Source organism: Gordonia sp. YY1 (assembly GCF_009872315.1).
Taxonomy (GTDB): Bacteria; Actinomycetota; Actinomycetes; order Mycobacteriales; family Mycobacteriaceae; genus Gordonia; species Gordonia amicalis.
This window is the reverse complement of sequence record NZ_WXYI01000001.1, coordinates 680183-696589: the sequence shown is the minus strand read 5'-3', so window position 1 is coordinate 696589 and position 16407 is coordinate 680183. Positions and strand designations below refer to the sequence as shown.

The window sequence follows — 16407 nt, the reverse complement described above, 5'->3', positions numbered from 1 at the left end:
CGAAACGCTCCACTACGCTGGCCTCGGCCCCGAGGACCAGCCCACATTGGAGGCGGCACAAAACCTGGGGTGATTCAAGCTGAATGCCGAACCCGGTGCTCCACCCAACCCCGAACGCATCAACCGGGCACCTGATATACCCGGACGATTCGCCGAACACCTACAACACGTGCGTACCGAGATCTACGGACCCGACGAGGCGTCCGGCGATCACCCACGCCTACACATGCGCGAAGTCATCGACCACCGACCCGAATCGCCCGACGACCGGGGTATGTCACTCGCCGACCTGTCACCCATTGAACTGCAATGCGCCGCACTCATCGGACTCACCAAGACCCGAAAGCCTTGAGCCCGAGGACATTCGCGATTGCTCAGGAACTGAACCGTCCCGGACCGAATGTCCGCCACGATGTCCCGCGACTTCCCGCTTTCATGCACACAGAACGGGAACCTCAGTCCCCACGACCCCGCTCGAGCGCACCGGCGATCTGGCGCTCGAGCCGTTCGGCCGCCGGCGGCGGGACGTCGATGAGTCCGTCGAGCTCGGCGCGCGCCTTCTTGTAGGCGGCCTGGCGTTCCGCAGCGGTGGCACCCGAGTCGGAGGCGACGCTGATGAGCTTGCGGGCGCGGTCGAGGGCTTCCCGTTCGATCGGCGAGAAACCGGCCTGCTTGCGGCGGCGTGCCTCGCGTTCGGCGGCGTCGAAGGCCGCGGCGTAGTCGCCGACCGCCTCCCGGTAGTCGGCGAAGTCGGCCGGTGCGATCGTCGACTCGGTGTCACCGGGACGTGGAGCGTCCGGACGCAGGTCGTCCGCGTGGACTCGCGCACGATGAAAGGCGAGGGTGAGCGGTTCCCGCATGTCGGTCATCAGGGGGTACTCGATCAGCGTGGCCAGGTCGACTTCGTAGGCGAACCACTTCTCGTTGAGCGCATCGTGCTGTTTCAGCGTCTTGCGCAGCTGCTCGGCGGACGTCGTGGTCAGCTTCAGCTGCTCGGTCTGTGCGGCCGCTTTGATCCGGGCGAGCTCGATCTTGTCCTTGCGCCGCTTCTCGTTGTACTTGGCGATCGACCCGGCCCAGCCACCGACGACTCCACCGATGGGAAAGATCAGCCACCAGTTGTTGCTCGCGAACTCGAGAATGCCGGTCACAGCCCAACTGTACCGAGACCGACCGTCCGCGATTAGGGTGAACGCATGGCCGATCCGGGCGCGCCTCAGCTCGTTCTCGACACCGTCGATGACTGGCGAGAGTGGTTGCGCGACAACCATCGGACCTCGTCAGGTGTATGGCTGGTGTTTTGGCGCAAGGGTTCCGGACGCGAGCCGCTCGACTACGACGAGACGGTCCGGGAAGCGCTCTGCTGGGGCTGGATCGACGGCCACAGCCGCGTCTTCGACGAGGCCCGGCGCGGCTTGTGGTTCACCCGGCGCGGCCGCAACAGCCCGTGGGCGGCGTCGAACAAGGCGCGGATCGCCGACCTCGTCGAGTCCGGACGCATGCAACCGGCCGGCCAGGCGGTCGTCGACGACGCGAAGGCAAGTGGCCTGTGGTCCATCTTCGACGACGCCGAGGCCGGGATCGAGTCCCCTGAACTCGCCGCCGCCCTCGACGCCGACCCGGTGGCGCGCGCCAACTGGAATGCCTTCCCGCTCAGCGCCCGCAAGCAGGGTCTCGGCCAGATCGCACTGGCGAAGAGGCCGGAGACCAAGTCCAGACGGATCGCGACCATCGTCGAGCAGGCCGCCCGGAACATCCGCCCCTGACGGCTGTTGAGCCCGTACCACTGCTGGTTGAGCCCTACCACTGCCGGTTGAGCCCCTACCACTGCCGGTTGAGCCCCTACCACTGCCGGTTGAGCCCCTACCACTGCTGGTTGAGCCCCGTCGAAACCTCGACTACAGATCCGGGATCGGCAGGTCCAGGTTGGGTGCGATGATCCCGCCGTCGACCTCGAGGATCTTGCCGGTCACGTAGGCACCCGCCGGTGAGGCGAGGTAGAGCGCGGCGGCGGCGATGTCCTCGGGTTCGCCGAACCGGTGCATCGGGGTGGCGTTCTCGACGGCGGTACGCATCTCGTCGTTGCCGGCGACGATCTCCAGGGACGACGTGAGGATCGCGCCGGGCGCGATACCGTTCACCCGGATCTTCGGGTTGAGGTCCATCGCGGCGATCCTCGTGTAATGCGCGAGAGCAGCTTTCGCGGTGCCGTAGGCCGCGTACGCACGGCCCGGCACCCGGCCGACGGCCGAGGTGATGTTGATGATCGAGCCGTGACCCGTCGTCGCGAGCATCTGCTTCGCCCCGGCCACGACGAGAGCGTGAGCATTGGCCACATTGAAGTCGAAGGCGTCGACCAGGTGTTTGGGAGTCGTGTCGAGCAGCGGGCGCGGCATCGCACCGCCCACGTTGTTGACGACCGTGTCGAGGCGCCCGAACTCGTCGACCGCGGTCTGCGCGAGGGCGGCCGTGGCGTCGGCGTTGCTGAGGTCCACCGGGACGACGTGCGCCCGGCGCCCGGCGTCGGCGATCTGTCCCGCCACCTGGTCGAGGTCGAATTCGCTACGTGCCGCGATCACCACGTCAGCGCCCGCCTGCGCGAAGGCCACGGCGATCGCCGCGCCCAGCCCGCGACCGGCACCGGTGACGACGGCGACATGGTCATCGATTCGGAATCTGTCGAGAATCACTCCCCGACCTTGCCACGAACCGCCAGAAAACGAGAACGTGTTCTAGAAAGTCGCCCGGATCAGTACTCCCGGCCGGGGGTGACCACGGAGATCAGCTCGTCGCCCGCCGCGAACCGGCGGAGATTCTTCGCCAGCCACGGCGCGAATTCGCGCGTCAGACCCGACGCGGGATTCGCGACATGCGGCGTGATGATGACGTTCGGCAACGACCACAGCGGATGGTCCGCCGCCGGCGGCTCCGGGTCGGTCACGTCGAGCGCCGCCCCGGCGATCTCGCCGGCGACGAGTGCGTCGTACAACGCCTCCTCGTCGACCAGCGGACCCCGTGCGATGTTTACGATCCATGCGTGATTCGGAAGTGCCGCAAGGCTTTCGGCGTCGATCATGTGCCGCGTCTCCGCGGTTGCCGGTGCGGCCAGCACCACGTGGTCGGTCGAGGCCCACACCGCGTCGAGTTCGGTGGAGCGTCGTACCTCATCGGCCCCCGGCACGTCGCGGCCCGACCGGTTCACCGCGATCACACGCGCACCGCACGCCTTCAGCCGCGGCCCCAGGGATGCACCGATGCCGCCCGCTCCGACGATGGCAACCGTCGAGCCGCGCAGCGACCGCACCGATGTGTCGATCCGTTCCTTGTCCCAGTGCCGGGTGACGGCGGTGTTGATCTGGCGCAGCCCGGCGAGGAGCAGTGCCAGCGCATGCTCGGCGACGTTCTCGGCGTAGAAGCCGGAGGCGTTGGTCCAGACCCGACGGTCGTCGACGATCCCGGCGTCGAAGAAGTCCTCGATGCCCGCCGACTCCAGCGCCACCCATTCGACGGCATCCGCCAGCTCGGGGAAGTCGTCGGGCAGTCCGATCCAGACCAGCACCCGCGCCTCGTCCAGACCGACGATCTTGCCGCCGGCGCGCTCGACGGCGGCGACGAGGTGCTCGTCGTGGTTCGGTTCGATCGCCACCGGAATGGAGGCGCCCTGCCCCGCGGTCATCGGGAGACCGCCCGCGCCGCGGTGGTGGCGAGTTCGTCGGCGATCTCGTTGAAGTGGTCCCCTGCGTGGCCCTTCACCCAGCGCCACTCCACCTCGTGACGCTCCTCCTCCTCGATGAGGCGGCGCCACAGGTCGGCGTTCTTCACCGGCTTCTTGTCCCTGGTCTTCCAGCCGTTGGCCTGCCAGCCGGCCACCCACTTCATGATGCCGTTCCGCACATAGGTGGAGTCGGTGTAGATGATCACCTTCGACGGCCTGGTCAGCGCTGCGAGACCCTCGATCGCCGCGGTGAGCTCCATCTTGTTGTTCGTGGTGTCGGGTTCCGACCCGGAGATCCGCTTCTCGCTGCCCTTGTACCGGAGCACCGCACCCCATCCGCCGGGGCCCGGGTTCCCGAGGCAGGCGCCGTCGGTGGAGATCTCCACGACCGCCATGCCATCGGCGCCGGTCGGGTTCTCGAGAGCGGGGTTCACGGGATCTGTCACGCAGGGAAGCCTACGTCAGCGGCGTGACGGCTCCCCAGACCGCTCACATCCCGAACCATGCTGCGCCGAAGCCGTCTTCTTGCTGACACGACCACCGCCGACCCCTAGGGTGGACACATGGCTGTCTGGGATCCAGCACGCTATCTGCAATTCGCCGACGACCGGGCGAGGCCCTTCCTCGACCTGATCGCGCAGATTCCCACCAACCCGACGACGATCGTCGATCTGGGCTGCGGTCCGGGGCACCTGACCAAACATCTGCGCGCTCAGTGGCCGTCCGCCGAGATCCTCGGCATCGACGAATCCGCCGCGATGGTCGACCGCGCCATCACTGACAACTTCGATCCTCGCGCGAACTTCGACGTCGCCGACGTGGTCGAGTGGGCACCGCACCGCCCGTACGATCTGATGATCTCCAACGCGATGTTCCAGTGGGTGCCCGATCAGTTCGGCGTCATCGACCGCCTCCTGGGCCATCTCTCCGACGGCGGCGCCTTCGCGATCCAGGTGCCCAACGGCCACGACGCCCCGTTCCGCACGGTACTGGCCGAGCTCGCCGCCACCGAACCGTTCGCGGAGTCGCTGAGCGACGTCCGCCCCTTCCCCCGCCTGGACGCCGAGGACTACCTGAGGTTCTTCTTCGATCACGGTTTCCGCGTCAACGCCTGGGAAACCACCTACCTGCACGTCCTCGCCGGCGACGATCCGGTCTTCGACTGGATCGCCGGTGGCGGGATCCGGCCCTACATCCAGGCCCTGCCCGCCGACCTGCGTGAACAGTTCGTCACCGAACTCAAACGCCGCCTCGCCGAGGCGTACCCGCGCCACGAATGGGGCACGCTCCTCCCGTTCCGGCGCGCGTTCGCGGTCGCCACCCGGCACTGAACCTGCCGCCTGAGCAGCCGGGAAGGCTGCAGGGCGAATCGAAGGGTCACATCCCGGTCAAGCTTCGGCCACCTCCACCGGTCGGACCGGCTACTTCTGCAACACTGGCAACAACCAGTAGTCACAGGGGGTCCGCATGTCCCGACGCAGCCGCGTGCGCCTGCGCCCGCTCTCGCCTGCGCGCCGCACTCTCGTGATCGGCGGCCTCACCATCGGACTCGCCGCGGGCCTTCTCTCGGCGGCCCCACCGGCCGGCGCGGCGGTCTGCAACGTCACCGGCATCACCGGCGGCGACGTCGGCAGCACGGGCAGCACCGGATCCAGCGACCTGGGCTGGGGCAGTGCCGATTTCGGCAGCTACCGCGCCGGCGGCAAGAAACCGCAGGGACCATTGCCGAAGCTCAAGGGCGCGACGACCGCCGTCTCCTGGGTCACCGGTCCACGGAGCCCCGAACGCACGGACACCCGCTTCGGGATCACGGCCACCGATGTCGGCGTCCCGTGGGAGAACGGCTCCGGCCAGATCCTCATGGCTTTCGGCGACACCTGGGGCAGGTGCGCCGGTCAGATGGTCTGGCGGCACAACACGATGCTCCGCAGCGATGCGAACTCGAATCTCGACAAGGCCATCCGCTTCCCGACCGCGATACCCGGAGCCGTCCGTTCCGGCGCCTCGGTGACACCCGCACATCCCACCTATTCACAACCGATGTTCAACGCGATCGGCGTCCGCAACACCGAGGTGGGACGCATCCCGACCGGCGGCATCTCGGTCAACGGCATCCAGTTCCTGAGCTTCATGTCGATCCACAAGTGGCTGGGACCGGGACGCTGGAGCACCAACTACTCGGCGATCGCGGTGTCGCGCAACAACGGTCAGACCTGGACCGTCGACAACAACACGATCCGCGTGAACCTCGACCTCACCGTACCCGGCGTTCCGCAGATCGCGCGCGGTCACAGCCGGTTCCAGATGGGCGCGTTTCTGCGCAGCGGGGAGTACATCTATCAGTACGGCACGCCGAACGGTCGGCACGGATCGGCGTTCGTGGCCCGCTTCCGGCCCGGCGACATCCTGAATCTCAGCCGCTACCAGTACTTCCGGGGCGGTGATGGATGGTCGCCGAATCCGGCCGACGCCGCCCCGATCGTCGGGTTGCCGGTCAGCGAGATGTCGGTGGCCTACAACGCTTACCTGAAGAAGTTCGTGATGCTCACCGAACGTGCCGGCACGATCATGATGCGCACGTCCCCCACCCCGGTCGGCCCGTGGAGCGGCGAGCGCGTCCTGATCCCCAGCGCGCACTCGAGCGGTTTGTACACGCCGTACATCCACCCCCGCTCGAGCGGCAAGAATCTGTACTTCGTGGTGTCCCGCTGGGACGACTACAACGTGATGCTGGCGCGCACCGACCTGTCCAAGTTGTGAGACCTGCCATCATGGACCGGTGAGTGAATCAGAGACGACGCGCATCGTTCTCATCCGAGCGGTCAACGTCGGCGGCGCCATGCTGCCGATGGCCGAACTGCGGGAGATCGCAACCGAACTCGGGGCCACGGACGTCTCGACGTACACCGCGTCGGGCAATCTCCTCTGTTCACCACCAGGTGATCCCACCGAGTTCGACCGTGCGCTCGAGGCCGTGATCGAAGAGCGCTACGGCTTCTTCCGCGAGGTCATCAGCCGCACCCCCGCCGAAGTGAGTGCCGCGCTCGACGCGCACCCGTTCGAGATCGTCGACGACAAATACTCCTACATCTACTTTCTCGTCGCCCGACCGGACGCCGACAAGGTGGCGGCGTTCGAAGAGAAGGAGTTCGGCGGCGATGTCCGGCAGGTGATCGGCTCCGATCTCCACATCCGATACGCCGAGGGTGCGGGCCGATCGAAACTCACCGCGCCCGCGATCGCCCGGGGTCTGGGTGTGCAGGGAACCGGCCGCAACCTGCGTACGGTCCGAAAGCTGCTGGATCTCACCGAGGCTTGAGCAGCCCGGTGGCCGGACCGCAGGTGCGGGCGTAGCGTCGGAACAAGGACACCGGACGCGTACGTCGAGAGGAGTCCCCCATGGACCGCCCGGAATCGGACCCGACAGTAACGGACCCCACGCGTGGGAATCAGCCGGTACCTCAGCCCCCGCCGCCTCCGGACCCGGTTCCGGTGCCGGAGCCGATCCCCGAGCCTCCGCCGGAACCGCCTTTCCCGACGCCCACGCCGCCGCCCGATCCCCAACCAGGACCGCCCGATCCGGAGCCGCCTCCGCGTCCGGTGGTCATCTGAGCGTCAGCCGCGCGACAGGACCCGCGTCACGCGATCCAGGTCGGCGAGTTGATCCGACTTCGGCGCCTCCCACAGCTTCTTCGGTAGCTCTTCGAGGGCCTTGACCGCCGATTCGGCACTGTCGAGAATCTCGACGGCCTCGTCGCCGCCGGTGTCGGCGGCCGCGATGAGGCGATCGTCGAGTTCGAAGACCGCGTCATCCAGGCGGTCTCGCGCCGACACGAGTTCATCGTCGTGCGGAATGGCGGGATTGGCGTGCACGTCGGCGATCGCGTAGCGGATACGCCGGTGCAGCAACGCCTCTCGGGTGTTGTCGGTGGTCCAGCTCTCCGGCGCCCGCCCAGGACGGCCCGGGATGAGGTCGGTGGACCGCGCGAAGCTGCGCACCCGTTTGTCCGAGTCCCAGGCGAACCACGCCGCCCCGCCCAGGACGAACAGGGCGACCACCACGGTCGCGACGATGATGATGACCGCGATCATGACCTGACCTCGTCCGGTACGGCTCGCACACGATCTCGCATACCGCCCACCCTACTCAGGACGTGCGCACACCCTTGGGCGCCTTGCCGGACACGAAGCCGAACAGATATCCGGCGACGCGCCGCATCTGGATCTCGTCGGCGCCCTCGGTGATGCGATAGCGCCGATGGTGACGGTAGATGTGCTCGAACGGTTCATGCCGCGAGTACCCGCGTCCGCCGAACACCTGCATCGCCTGGTCGGCGGCGTCGCAACACAGCCGGTTGGCCTGGTAATTGCACATCGAGACCTCGGCCGAGGCGGCGAAGTTGCCGTAGGTGTCCATCTTCCAGGCCGTCTCCCGGATGAGCGCACGCACCATCGCACATCGAGTGTGCAGATCGACGAGCGGGAACTGGATCGCCTGGTTGGTCGAGAGCTTCTTACCGAACGGAGCCCGCTCGTTGGCGTACTCGACCGCCCGGTTCACGCAGTACTGCGCGGCACCGAGACTCGACGCCGCCTGACGAATCCGGTTCTCGTTGAAGAAGTGCTGCACCACCTGCAGGCCGGCACCCTCCGCCCCGAACACGGCCGAGTTCGGGACCCGCACGTCGCGCAGGGAGATGTGGGCGTGATCGGTTGGCATGTTGAACGTCCAGAGGTACTCCTCGACGCGGAAGCCGGGCGCCTGCGGGTCGACGAGGAACGCGGTGATCCCGCGTGCGTCACCGGGTTCTCCACTCGTACGGGCAAAGACGATGTCGCGGTGGGCGGCGTGTATTCCGGTGTTCCAGGTCTTCTCGCCGTTGATGATCCAGTCGTCACCGTCGCGGACAGCGGTTGTCTCCATGTACGTCGCATCGGAGCCGTGCTCCGGTTCGGTGATCCCGAACGCGAAGAACTTGGTGCCGGCCGCCAGACCCTCGATCCACTCCTCCTGCTGCTCGGGGGTGCCGTACTCCAGCATCAGCAGAAGCCCGATGTTGTTGCCGACGATGGCGTGCTCGTTCTGCAGATCGCAGTGCAGGCCCAGCCCTTTCGACGCGAGGTGCTCGCGGATGATCGCCATGGCGAGATTCGATCCGTCGCGCCCGCCGAACTCCTCGGGGAACGGATACCGGAAGTGTCCCGCGGCGTCGGCCCGCCGCCGTGCCTCGCCAAGCAGCGCTTCCCACTCGGCGTTCGGCAACCCACCGCGTTCCCAGTCCGTGCGCGAGTCCTCACGCCGGTGGTCGAAGAACCGGATGTTGTCGTCGGCCTGCTCGAGAGGCTTGATCTCCGCCTCGATGAAGGCGTCGAGTTCATCCAGGTAGTCGCTCAGCGACTCGGGCAGTGCGAAATCCATGGTGAATCCTTCTCGTTGGTGATCGGCTGTCGTGTGGTCATGTCACGGGTGCGGGACCGCGAAGTACTTCGGATTGGCGACCACCAACCGCGCCCGCACGTCGGCCGCGATCGCGGCACGCACCTTCTCGTCGGTGCCGTCGAGTTCGCCGGATCGCAGGGCGTCGCACAGTGCTCGCTGATCGGTGACGCCCAGGGCGGCCAGTCGTTGCGCGCTCTCCGCGGCGTGGGTGGGCCCGAGCAGGACCTGGCGTCGGACGACGTCCACGACGTTGCCGGCGACCCGCGTGTGGAACTTGACCTGCGGTGACATCTCGGAGGTCACCGAATCGGAGCGGAGGAATCCACCGAGCGCTTCGAGCAACTCGAGCGACGACGGCGAGCCGTGCGGCTCCTCGTCGGGGCCGGAGGTTTCGACGCTCAACGGGTCCGGCACCACCTCGGGCGACACGATTCCGAGATCGAGCAGGGCGTCGAATTCCTGTTCGGCACTTCGTCGTCCGATCGCGGCGAGCTCGACGGACCGTTCGATGCCGTCGAGGTGCCGGTTGGCCTGGAACGCGCAGATCAGGCCCCACTTCACCGTGGCGTACAGCTCCCACCAGCGCAACGCCTCTTCGGCGGGTCGCCACCCGGCCACCTCGGCGTAGGCGTCGAGCAGCGCAGCGCGCTCGCCCATCCCGGCCACCGGGGTGGAGCCACCGAACCGCCAGGCCTTGGCGCACAGCCAACCCAGGTCCTCGACCGGGTCACCGATGTGGACCAGTTCCCAATCAAGCACCGCGGCAACGCCATCGGCGTCGACGAGGAGGTTGCCGAGCCGGAAGTCACCGTGGACGACACCGGAACCGGGAGACGACGGCGGTGGATTGGCCACGAGCCACTGGGTCGCGAGGAGGAGCCCGGCCGGCATCGCGTCGAACTCGCGCGGGAACAGTGCGCGCAACGCATCGACCGGATCGACGAGTTCTTCGAGACCCGGCGTCGCAGCGGCATCGATCTGATGCACCCGCGCCAGAATCCCGCCGCACTGTTGGACGAACCGGTCACGCGCAGCAGCATAGGTGTCGTCGCGGAGTATCCGACGCGGGATCGATTCGCCACCGATGAAATTCATTGTGAGGTAGGGAAACCCGAGAACGCTGTCCTCGCCGAGGCCGGTATCGAGGATCGCCGGCACCGGAACCCCGGCGTCGGCGGCGGCCCGCAGGACCTCCGCCTCCGCCCCGAGTCCGCCGTCGTCCTGCGCCGCCGGTACGGCGCGGATGATGATCGCTTCGGGTCTGCCCTCGCTGTCGACGAGGGTCGCGGCGTAGGTCGCGCGGCTCGCACCTGCGGGTAGTCGCCGGGCGGAATCGACCGACACCGGAGTGCCTCGTGTCGCGCTGAGCCGCTCGGCGACTCGGGTGGCCACATCCCGGGCCTCAGGCACTCCCACGCAGATCCGTCCCTTCGCGCCTCACCCGGTGACCGACGCCATCACCGGTGTAATCCCCGACACAGCGAAGCTAGCACGGAAGCTGAATCCGCTGTCAGAAAACTCCCGTGTCAGGCGCGCTCTCCGGTTGTGGGGGTCTGGAACTCCGGCTGATCGATGATGCGGACCCAGGAGCCGTCGGGACGACGGGTGACGACCTGCGCACGGGCCCCCGCTCCGTCGCGCGGCGGTGTCGAGGTCAAGGCCAGGTCGTCACCGAAGGCGAGCGTCGGCAGCGGCGACTCCGGGACGAAGGTCGGACGGTGTTCGAGGACCGACGCCCAGAGGTCGCGGATGGCCGCGCGACCCCTGGTCACCCGCCCCGGCGGAAACGCCATGACGGCGTCCTCGTGGTAGAGCGAGGCGACCGCGTCCGCGTCGCCGGCGTTGGAGTACTCGACGAACAACCTGGTGAGGTCTTCGGGAGTTCGGGCGGTCTCGTAGGCGGTCACAACGATTCCTCTCGGGCGGAGTCACAGGGACCTCTTCACGGTGCGTTGCCAGCCAAAATAAGTCCAAGTGATTGTCCTGATGGTCGCTATCATCGAAAGTTATGGAGATGCGGCAGCTCGAGTACTTCGTGGCAGTGGCCGACGAGGAGAGCTTCACCGCCGCAGCGCAGCGGGTGCACACCACGCAGCCCAACATCAGCGCACAGATCCGCAGCCTCGAACGCGAACTCGGATCGGCGCTCTTCGACCGGTCGGGCAGGTCTGTCCGCCTCACCGACGCCGGGCGGGCACCACTCCCCGCGGCGCGCACGGCGCTGGCAGCCGCCGCGGGCGTGATTGATGCGGTGTCGGAGGTCCGCGGCCTGCTGCGCGGAAGCCTGGCGGTGGGCATGGTCGAGGGCTGTACCGTCGCACCGCTGTTCACCGCGCTGGGCGCGTTCGGTTCCGCCCACCCGAAAGTCGCCTTGAGCCTGCGTGAGTCGCCGTCGGACCGGCTCATCGCATCGGTGGCCGACGGCAGTCTCGACGTGGTGCTCGCCGGCTACGGCGACGAGTTGCCGCGCGGCATCGAATCACTCACGGTCATCTCCGAACCCGTCGTCGCCGTTGTCCCGGCCAACACATCGGGAAAGGTCGAGGCCACGCAACTCGACGACCTCCGGCGCCGGTCCCTCATCTGCCTGCCGCGCGGCGCAGGCATCCGAACCGTCTTCGACGACGCGGCGGTCGCGCATGGCGGACCCATCCGGCCGGCCATCGAGGCGTCATCCCCCGACGCGATCGTCGAATTGGTGTGCAGCGGCATGGGAACGGGCATCCTGAGCGCGTCCATCGCGGCTGCCGACGAACGCGTTGCCGGACTCCCGATCGACGGCGTCGACGTCGACGCACGGCTCGGTGTTCTCTGGAGAACCGACCCTGCCCCCGCGACGCGACGGTTCGTCGACCTCGTACGCGAGGAATTCCGCCTCGCCGACCCGGAGTGACGCTCCGAGCTCAGCTCGCCAGCGCGTCCCCGGCCTCGTCCGCCGACTCCTCCGGCAGCGCGGGATCCACCGCATCGTCGGTCGGCTTCCCGGCGATCCAGTCGCCGATACTCAATCCTCGACGCCCCCAACGCTTGTCGAAGTGCCGCGCCCGCGCGGTCGACTTCTCCAGCTTCGCCGGCGAGTAGCGGCGCCGGGCCCAGGTGGATCTCGGTCGTGCCAGACGGATGGCACCGGCCCAGGCGAAGATCGGGATGAACACACCGACGATCGCCGTCGAGTACTTGCCCTTGACCACGCAGAAGATCGCGGCGGCGATGTTGATCGGCGCGGTCAACGCGAACGCCACGGGTCCGAACTCGACGTCCGCCTCGGCATTGAACGGGTTGAAGCCGAGAAGGACCATTCCCAGCGCGGCGACGGTGAGGGCGACCACCTGCACCGAGAGTTGGCCTTCGCGTGACCAGTACACGTCCTGGAGACGAAGGATCAGCGCGAACTCGTCGAGCACCAGCGACGCGCCGATACCGACCAGGACGGCACTGATGGACGCGCCGGGCTCGACGCCGTTGACGCCGACGGAGACGAACGCTCCCACGAGCAGCAGAATCAGTCCCGGGACCATGTGGTGGACGTGCAGACCGCCGGACACATTGTTCTTGAAAGGCCCCTTGCCCGCCCGGATCAGTCGGGTGATCACCCGCGTCACGACGAACGTCACCGTGAACGAGGCGAACAGGAGGAACAGCGGAAGTCGTTGATGCGTCAGGTCATCGAGTAATTCCACCGTCGGTCACTCTCTCGTCATGCCGGCACGATGCCGGTGCGCCGCTGCTCGATGATCAGGCAGCGGTCCTCGACGTAGAGCAGTCCCGCGTCCTCGGCGATCTTCCGTGCCTCCTCCGAACGGATTCCGAGCTGCAGCCACAGCGCCGTCGCGCCTGCCTCGACCGCGGCACGCGCGACGTCGGCGCACTCCGGACCGGGACGGAACACATCGACGAGGCCGACCTGGTCGGGGATCTCCGAGAGCGACCGGAACACCTTCTCACCGACGATCTCGTCGGCGGTGGGGTTGACCGGGATGATCCGCCAGCCGAGGTGTTTCATGTGCGCGGGCACCTCGTTGGCGGCCTTGGCCGTGTTGGCGCTGGCACCCACCACGGTGATGGTGTCGTAGGTGGACAGGATCTTCTCGACGATCTCGTCCGTCGTGCGGGGGTCGGCGGAGTCTTGGGTAGCCATTCTGAGAGTGTATGTGCCGACGTCGGCTGATTCGGCACGTCGGCGGTGTTCGCCGGCGTCAGCGCATCACGCCGTGCAGGACGATGGCCACCAGCCGCTCGGCCCAGGCATCGTCGAACTCCTGGTCCCGGAGCAGCAGGATGTGCAGCATCGCCGATCCGCCGACGACCTCGATGAGACGGTCCGGGTCGACGTCGGGGTGCACCTCGCCCCGCTCGACCGCCACCACCAGCCGTTCGCGTACCCCACCGAACACCTCGGCGAAACCGGCGTGGACGCGGGCGGCCAGGGCCGGATCGGCGGACATGTCGGCGATCAGACCGGGCAGCGCGACCCGAGTCACCGGTCTGGCGAACAGGTCCCGGGCCGCGTCGACCATGGACCGCAGGTCGGACTCCATCTCGCCACTCGACGGCGGTAGACGCGTCATCTGCGCGAACACGACGTCGTGGACGAGTTCGGCCTTACCCGACCATCGCCGGTACAGCGCGGTCTTGGTGGTGGCGGCCCGGTCGGCGATCGCGGCCATCGTCAGGCGGCGGTACCCCACCTCGACGACGAGTTCGGCTGCGGCGTCGAGCACGGCGGAGTCGATCCGCGCGTCACGGGGACGCCCGGCGACGGTCTCGATCAGTCCGGTGCCGTCGAGACCGGTGCCGGCGAGATCAGCGCCGTCGGGTCCAGCGTCCATGAGACCAACTCTCGTAGCAGTCGCGATTTTGCCGAAGTCCCTGCGCGCTCCGCGACCCGTCTGCTGTCATTACGCTACTCACCGTAGCGAATATTGGGGGTGCGCCCGTGGCCACCGAACCGGCGGTCGAACACATCGACCATCTACAACGCTCCAGCAGGGACACCACCTCGGTCCCGGACATCCTCGCGTCCTGGCTCGCCGAACAACCCGACACACCGGACTCGGCCCCCGAGGTGACGGTGAGCGCGGGTGGCGACACCAACGGCATGTCGTCGGAGACCATCTCGGTCACTGCGACCTGGCCGGGGACCGAAACCCTGCACTGGGTGATGCGGATGGCGCCTTCCGCCGCCGACATCCCGGTGTTCCGCACGTACCGGATGGACCACCAGTTCGAGACCATGCGCCGTGTCGCCGAACTGACCGACGTGCCGGTCCCGCGGGTTCACCACCTCGAACCGACCGGATCGCTGCTCGGTGCGCCGTTCTTCCTCATGGACCGCATGGAGGGCGACGTGCCGCCCGACGTCATGCCGTACACATTCGGCGACAACTGGTTTGCCGATGCCGACGCCACCGACCGGCGTCGTGCGCAGGACTCCGCGATCCACGTCATCGCCGACCTGCACTCCATCCCCGACGCGACGGAGAACTTCGGGTTCCTCCTCGACGACCTGCCCGCCGGGGACTCCATCCTGTCGCGGTTGCTCGCGTGGCTGCAGGACTGGTACGACCTGTCCGCCGAGGGAATCGGCCGCTCGCCTCTCGTCGAGCGCGCACTGACCTGGCTCACCGCGAACTTCCCCGACGAGGCCGCGTCCGCCGACCCCGTGCTGTCGTGGGGCGATTCCCGGTTGGGCAACATGATGTTCGTCGACTTCACGCCGACCGCCGTCCTCGACTGGGAGATGGCACGGATCGGGCCGCGTGAACTCGATGTCGCCTGGGTGATCTTCGCGCACGGCGTCTTCCAGGAGCTCGCGACGATGGCCGGCCTGCCCGGCCTTCCCGACCTCCTCCGCGAGGAGGACGTCCGCGCGACGTACCGGGAGCGGACCGGGAGCGGACCGGGGCCGAACTGGGCGACCTGCGCTGGTTCTACGTCTACGCCGCGGTGCAATGGTGCTGCGTCTTCATGCGGACAGGCGCGCGACGCGTGCACTTCGGCGAGCTCGAACGTCCCGATGACATCGACGGCACGCTCTTCTACCACCGTCCGTTGCTCGAACGTCTCCTCGAGGAAGGCTGACCACATGTCCGGTCTCGGACCGCTCGACGAGTTCCCGATTCATCAACTGCCGCAACCGATCGCCTGGCCCGCGAACTCCGACCGCAACTTCTACGATCGTGCCTACCTCAACGCCCACGACCGCAGCGGCGACATCTTCCTCATCACCGGCATCGGCTATTACCCCAATCTCGGGGTCAAGGACGCCTTCGTCCTGATCCGGCGCCGGGCGGCCGACGGCCCGGACACCCAGACCGCGGTCCACCTGTCCGACGCCATCGACGACGCGCGTCTGGACCAGCACGTGGGCGGTTATCGGCTCGCCGTCGACGAACCGCTGCGCACACTGCATCTCACGCTCGAGGAGACCGAGGGCGTCGCCGTCGACCTGCGCTGGGAGGGTCTGTTCGATCCACTCCTGGAACAACCTCATGTCATGCGTCAGGGCACCAAGGTCACGCTCGATGCGCAACGCTTCGCGCAGGTCGGTACCTGGCGAGGGTCCATCACGATCGACGGCGAACAGATCGCGGTCGACCCGACCGCCTGGATCGGAACCCGGGACCGATCCTGGGGCATCCGGCCGGTGGGCGAGCCGGAACCCGCAGGGAGACCGGCCGATCCGCCGTTCGAGGGCATGTGGTGGCTCTACGTGCCGATGGCCTTCGACGACTTCCAGCTCGTCCTCATCGTCCAGGAGGACCCGAGCGGATTCCGCACCCTCAACGACTGTTCCCGCGTGTGGAAGGACGGCCGCGTCGAACAGCTCGGATGGCCGCGGATCTCCGTGCACTATGCGTCCGGGACCCGGATACCCACCGGCGCAACCATTTCCGCCACCGCATCGGACGGTTCGGCAGTGACATTCGAGGTGGAGTCACTGCTTCCCGTCCCGATCCACGTCGGCGGCGGGTACGGCGGCGACCCGGACTGGACCCACGGCGTGTGGCGCGGTGAGGATTTCACCGAGCGACTCACCTACGACATGACCAGCCCGGAGGTCGTCGGGCGAATACCGTTCGGAGTGATCGACCATGTCGGACGGGCGGTCTGCCGGGAAGGCGACGGCACCACCCGCACCGGCTGGGGCCTGTTCGAGCACGGTGCGCTCGGCCGACACGACCCGTCAGGCTTCGCCGACTGGCTGACCGTCGCCCCTTAGTCCCTGCAAGGCTTGTGCGCACCGCACGCC

Annotated in this window: 17 protein-coding genes and 2 pseudogenes; 8 read left to right on the top strand and 11 right to left on the bottom strand. The window is 67.7% G+C overall.

The window, feature by feature from the left end; translation table 11 throughout:
• Positions 1-73: 73 nt before the first annotated feature.
• A pseudogene (locus tag BPODLACK_RS03200) lies at positions 74-352 on the top strand (HNH endonuclease); the annotation flags it as partial.
• Positions 353-455: 103 nt separating this feature from the next.
• Here BPODLACK_RS03200 and BPODLACK_RS03195 read toward each other — a convergent pair.
• The gene (locus BPODLACK_RS03195; RefSeq protein WP_006436569.1) at positions 456-1151 is read right to left on the bottom strand and encodes a hypothetical protein; all 696 of its coding nucleotides are present in this window, start codon (positions 1149-1151) and stop codon (positions 456-458) included.
• A 45-nt stretch (positions 1152-1196) separates the two neighbouring features.
• Between BPODLACK_RS03195 and BPODLACK_RS03190 the strand changes: the two genes are divergently transcribed.
• Positions 1197-1766, top strand: a complete 570-nt coding sequence (locus BPODLACK_RS03190) for a YdeI/OmpD-associated family protein (RefSeq protein ID WP_159404694.1) — start codon at positions 1197-1199, stop codon at positions 1764-1766.
• A 132-nt stretch (positions 1767-1898) separates the two neighbouring features.
• On the opposite strand, the gene BPODLACK_RS03185 is transcribed toward BPODLACK_RS03190, so the two are convergent.
• From BPODLACK_RS03185 to rnhA, 3 genes are read right to left on the bottom strand one after another with little or no spacing between them, the layout of a single operon-like run.
• Entirely contained in the window at positions 1899-2690 is a 792-nt protein-coding gene (locus tag BPODLACK_RS03185; protein ID WP_159404693.1) for an SDR family oxidoreductase, read from the bottom strand.
• Positions 2691-2749: 59 nt separating this feature from the next.
• On the bottom strand, positions 2750-3676 hold the full coding sequence (locus BPODLACK_RS03180) for a D-isomer specific 2-hydroxyacid dehydrogenase family protein (protein WP_159404692.1): 927 nt from the start codon (positions 3674-3676) through the stop codon (positions 2750-2752).
• On the bottom strand, positions 3673-4110 hold the full coding sequence (rnhA, locus tag BPODLACK_RS03175; RefSeq protein WP_085950454.1) for a ribonuclease HI: 438 nt from the start codon (positions 4108-4110) through the stop codon (positions 3673-3675). The genes BPODLACK_RS03180 and rnhA overlap by 4 nt, the downstream gene beginning before the upstream one ends.
• A 168-nt stretch (positions 4111-4278) precedes the next feature.
• On the opposite strand from rnhA, the gene BPODLACK_RS03170 reads away from it, so the two are divergent.
• The 3 genes from BPODLACK_RS03170 (at position 4279) to BPODLACK_RS03160 (ending at position 7034) form a co-directional block, all read left to right on the top strand.
• On the top strand, positions 4279-5046 hold the full coding sequence (locus tag BPODLACK_RS03170) for a methyltransferase domain-containing protein (RefSeq protein ID WP_006436564.1): 768 nt from the start codon (positions 4279-4281) through the stop codon (positions 5044-5046).
• A 136-nt stretch (positions 5047-5182) separates the two neighbouring features.
• On the top strand, positions 5183-6475 hold the full coding sequence (locus BPODLACK_RS03165) for a DUF4185 domain-containing protein (RefSeq protein WP_006436563.1): 1293 nt from the start codon (positions 5183-5185) through the stop codon (positions 6473-6475).
• Between the two features lie 19 nt (positions 6476-6494).
• Positions 6495-7034, top strand: coding sequence for a DUF1697 domain-containing protein (locus tag BPODLACK_RS03160; RefSeq protein ID WP_159404691.1), 540 nt, complete (start codon positions 6495-6497; stop codon positions 7032-7034).
• Positions 7035-7330: 296 nt separating this feature from the next.
• Here BPODLACK_RS03160 and BPODLACK_RS03155 read toward each other — a convergent pair whose 3' ends face one another.
• From BPODLACK_RS03155 to BPODLACK_RS03140, 4 genes are all read right to left on the bottom strand, one after another.
• A complete protein-coding gene (locus tag BPODLACK_RS03155) occupies positions 7331-7807 on the bottom strand; it encodes a hypothetical protein (protein ID WP_159404690.1) in 477 nt (158 codons plus the stop codon).
• Positions 7808-7862: 55 nt separating this feature from the next.
• A complete protein-coding gene (locus BPODLACK_RS03150; RefSeq protein WP_159404689.1) occupies positions 7863-9134 on the bottom strand; it encodes an acyl-CoA dehydrogenase family protein in 1272 nt (423 codons plus the stop codon).
• A gap of 42 nt (positions 9135-9176) precedes the next feature.
• Positions 9177-10571: a phosphotransferase family protein gene (locus BPODLACK_RS03145; RefSeq protein WP_159404688.1), complete on the bottom strand. Its 1395-nt coding sequence runs from the start codon at positions 10569-10571 to the stop codon at positions 9177-9179.
• A 110-nt stretch (positions 10572-10681) separates the two neighbouring features.
• Positions 10682-11062, bottom strand: coding sequence for a YybH family protein (locus BPODLACK_RS03140; RefSeq protein WP_024499168.1), 381 nt, complete (start codon positions 11060-11062; stop codon positions 10682-10684).
• A 101-nt stretch (positions 11063-11163) separates the two neighbouring features.
• Between BPODLACK_RS03140 and BPODLACK_RS03135 the strand changes: the two genes are divergently transcribed.
• The gene (locus BPODLACK_RS03135) at positions 11164-12048 is read left to right on the top strand and encodes a LysR family transcriptional regulator (RefSeq protein WP_159404687.1); all 885 of its coding nucleotides are present in this window, start codon (positions 11164-11166) and stop codon (positions 12046-12048) included.
• Positions 12049-12058: 10 nt separating this feature from the next.
• Here the strand turns inward: BPODLACK_RS03135 and BPODLACK_RS03130 are convergent, their stop codons facing one another.
• From BPODLACK_RS03130 to BPODLACK_RS03120, 3 genes are read right to left on the bottom strand one after another with little or no spacing between them, the layout of a single operon-like run.
• Positions 12059-12835: a hypothetical protein gene (locus BPODLACK_RS03130; protein ID WP_006436555.1), complete on the bottom strand. Its 777-nt coding sequence runs from the start codon at positions 12833-12835 to the stop codon at positions 12059-12061.
• A gap of 17 nt (positions 12836-12852) precedes the next feature.
• Positions 12853-13293: a CoA-binding protein gene (locus BPODLACK_RS03125; RefSeq protein ID WP_006436554.1), complete on the bottom strand. Its 441-nt coding sequence runs from the start codon at positions 13291-13293 to the stop codon at positions 12853-12855.
• A 58-nt stretch (positions 13294-13351) separates the two neighbouring features.
• Positions 13352-13984 (bottom strand): TetR/AcrR family transcriptional regulator, encoded by a 633-nt coding sequence (locus BPODLACK_RS03120; RefSeq protein WP_006436553.1) that lies wholly within the window; start codon positions 13982-13984, stop codon positions 13352-13354.
• A 107-nt stretch (positions 13985-14091) separates the two neighbouring features.
• On the opposite strand from BPODLACK_RS03120, the pseudogene BPODLACK_RS03115 reads away from it, so the two are divergent.
• Positions 14092-15236, top strand: a pseudogene (locus tag BPODLACK_RS03115) (phosphotransferase family protein).
• Between the two features lie 4 nt (positions 15237-15240).
• Positions 15241-16377 carry a hypothetical protein gene (locus BPODLACK_RS03110; protein ID WP_159404686.1) on the top strand — a complete coding sequence of 379 codons (1137 nt, stop codon included), beginning with the start codon at positions 15241-15243 and terminating at the stop codon, positions 16375-16377.
• Positions 16378-16407: the final 30 nt, after the last annotated feature.

Excerpts from the sequence above, each read along its gene's own strand:
- BPODLACK_RS03190 (WP_159404694.1), top strand. The coding sequence starts at position 1,197 with ATGGCCGATCCGGGCGCGCCTCAGCTCGTTCTCGACACCGTCGATGAC.
- BPODLACK_RS03180 (WP_159404692.1), bottom strand. The coding sequence starts at position 3,676 with ATGACCGCGGGGCAGGGCGCCTCCATTCCGGTGGCGATCGAACCGAAC.
- rnhA (WP_085950454.1), bottom strand. The coding sequence starts at position 4,110 with ATGGCGGTCGTGGAGATCTCCACCGACGGCGCCTGCCTCGGGAACCCG.
- BPODLACK_RS03170 (WP_006436564.1), top strand. The coding sequence starts at position 4,279 with ATGGCTGTCTGGGATCCAGCACGCTATCTGCAATTCGCCGACGACCGG.
- BPODLACK_RS03165 (WP_006436563.1), top strand. The coding sequence starts at position 5,183 with ATGTCCCGACGCAGCCGCGTGCGCCTGCGCCCGCTCTCGCCTGCGCGC.
- BPODLACK_RS03155 (WP_159404690.1), bottom strand. The coding sequence starts at position 7,807 with ATGATCGCGGTCATCATCATCGTCGCGACCGTGGTGGTCGCCCTGTTC.
- BPODLACK_RS03150 (WP_159404689.1), bottom strand. The coding sequence starts at position 9,134 with ATGGATTTCGCACTGCCCGAGTCGCTGAGCGACTACCTGGATGAACTC.
- BPODLACK_RS03135 (WP_159404687.1), top strand. The coding sequence starts at position 11,164 with ATGGAGATGCGGCAGCTCGAGTACTTCGTGGCAGTGGCCGACGAGGAG.
- BPODLACK_RS03125 (WP_006436554.1), bottom strand. The coding sequence starts at position 13,293 with ATGGCTACCCAAGACTCCGCCGACCCCCGCACGACGGACGAGATCGTC.
- BPODLACK_RS03120 (WP_006436553.1), bottom strand. The coding sequence starts at position 13,984 with ATGGACGCTGGACCCGACGGCGCTGATCTCGCCGGCACCGGTCTCGAC.
- BPODLACK_RS03110 (WP_159404686.1), top strand. The coding sequence starts at position 15,241 with ATGTCCGGTCTCGGACCGCTCGACGAGTTCCCGATTCATCAACTGCCG.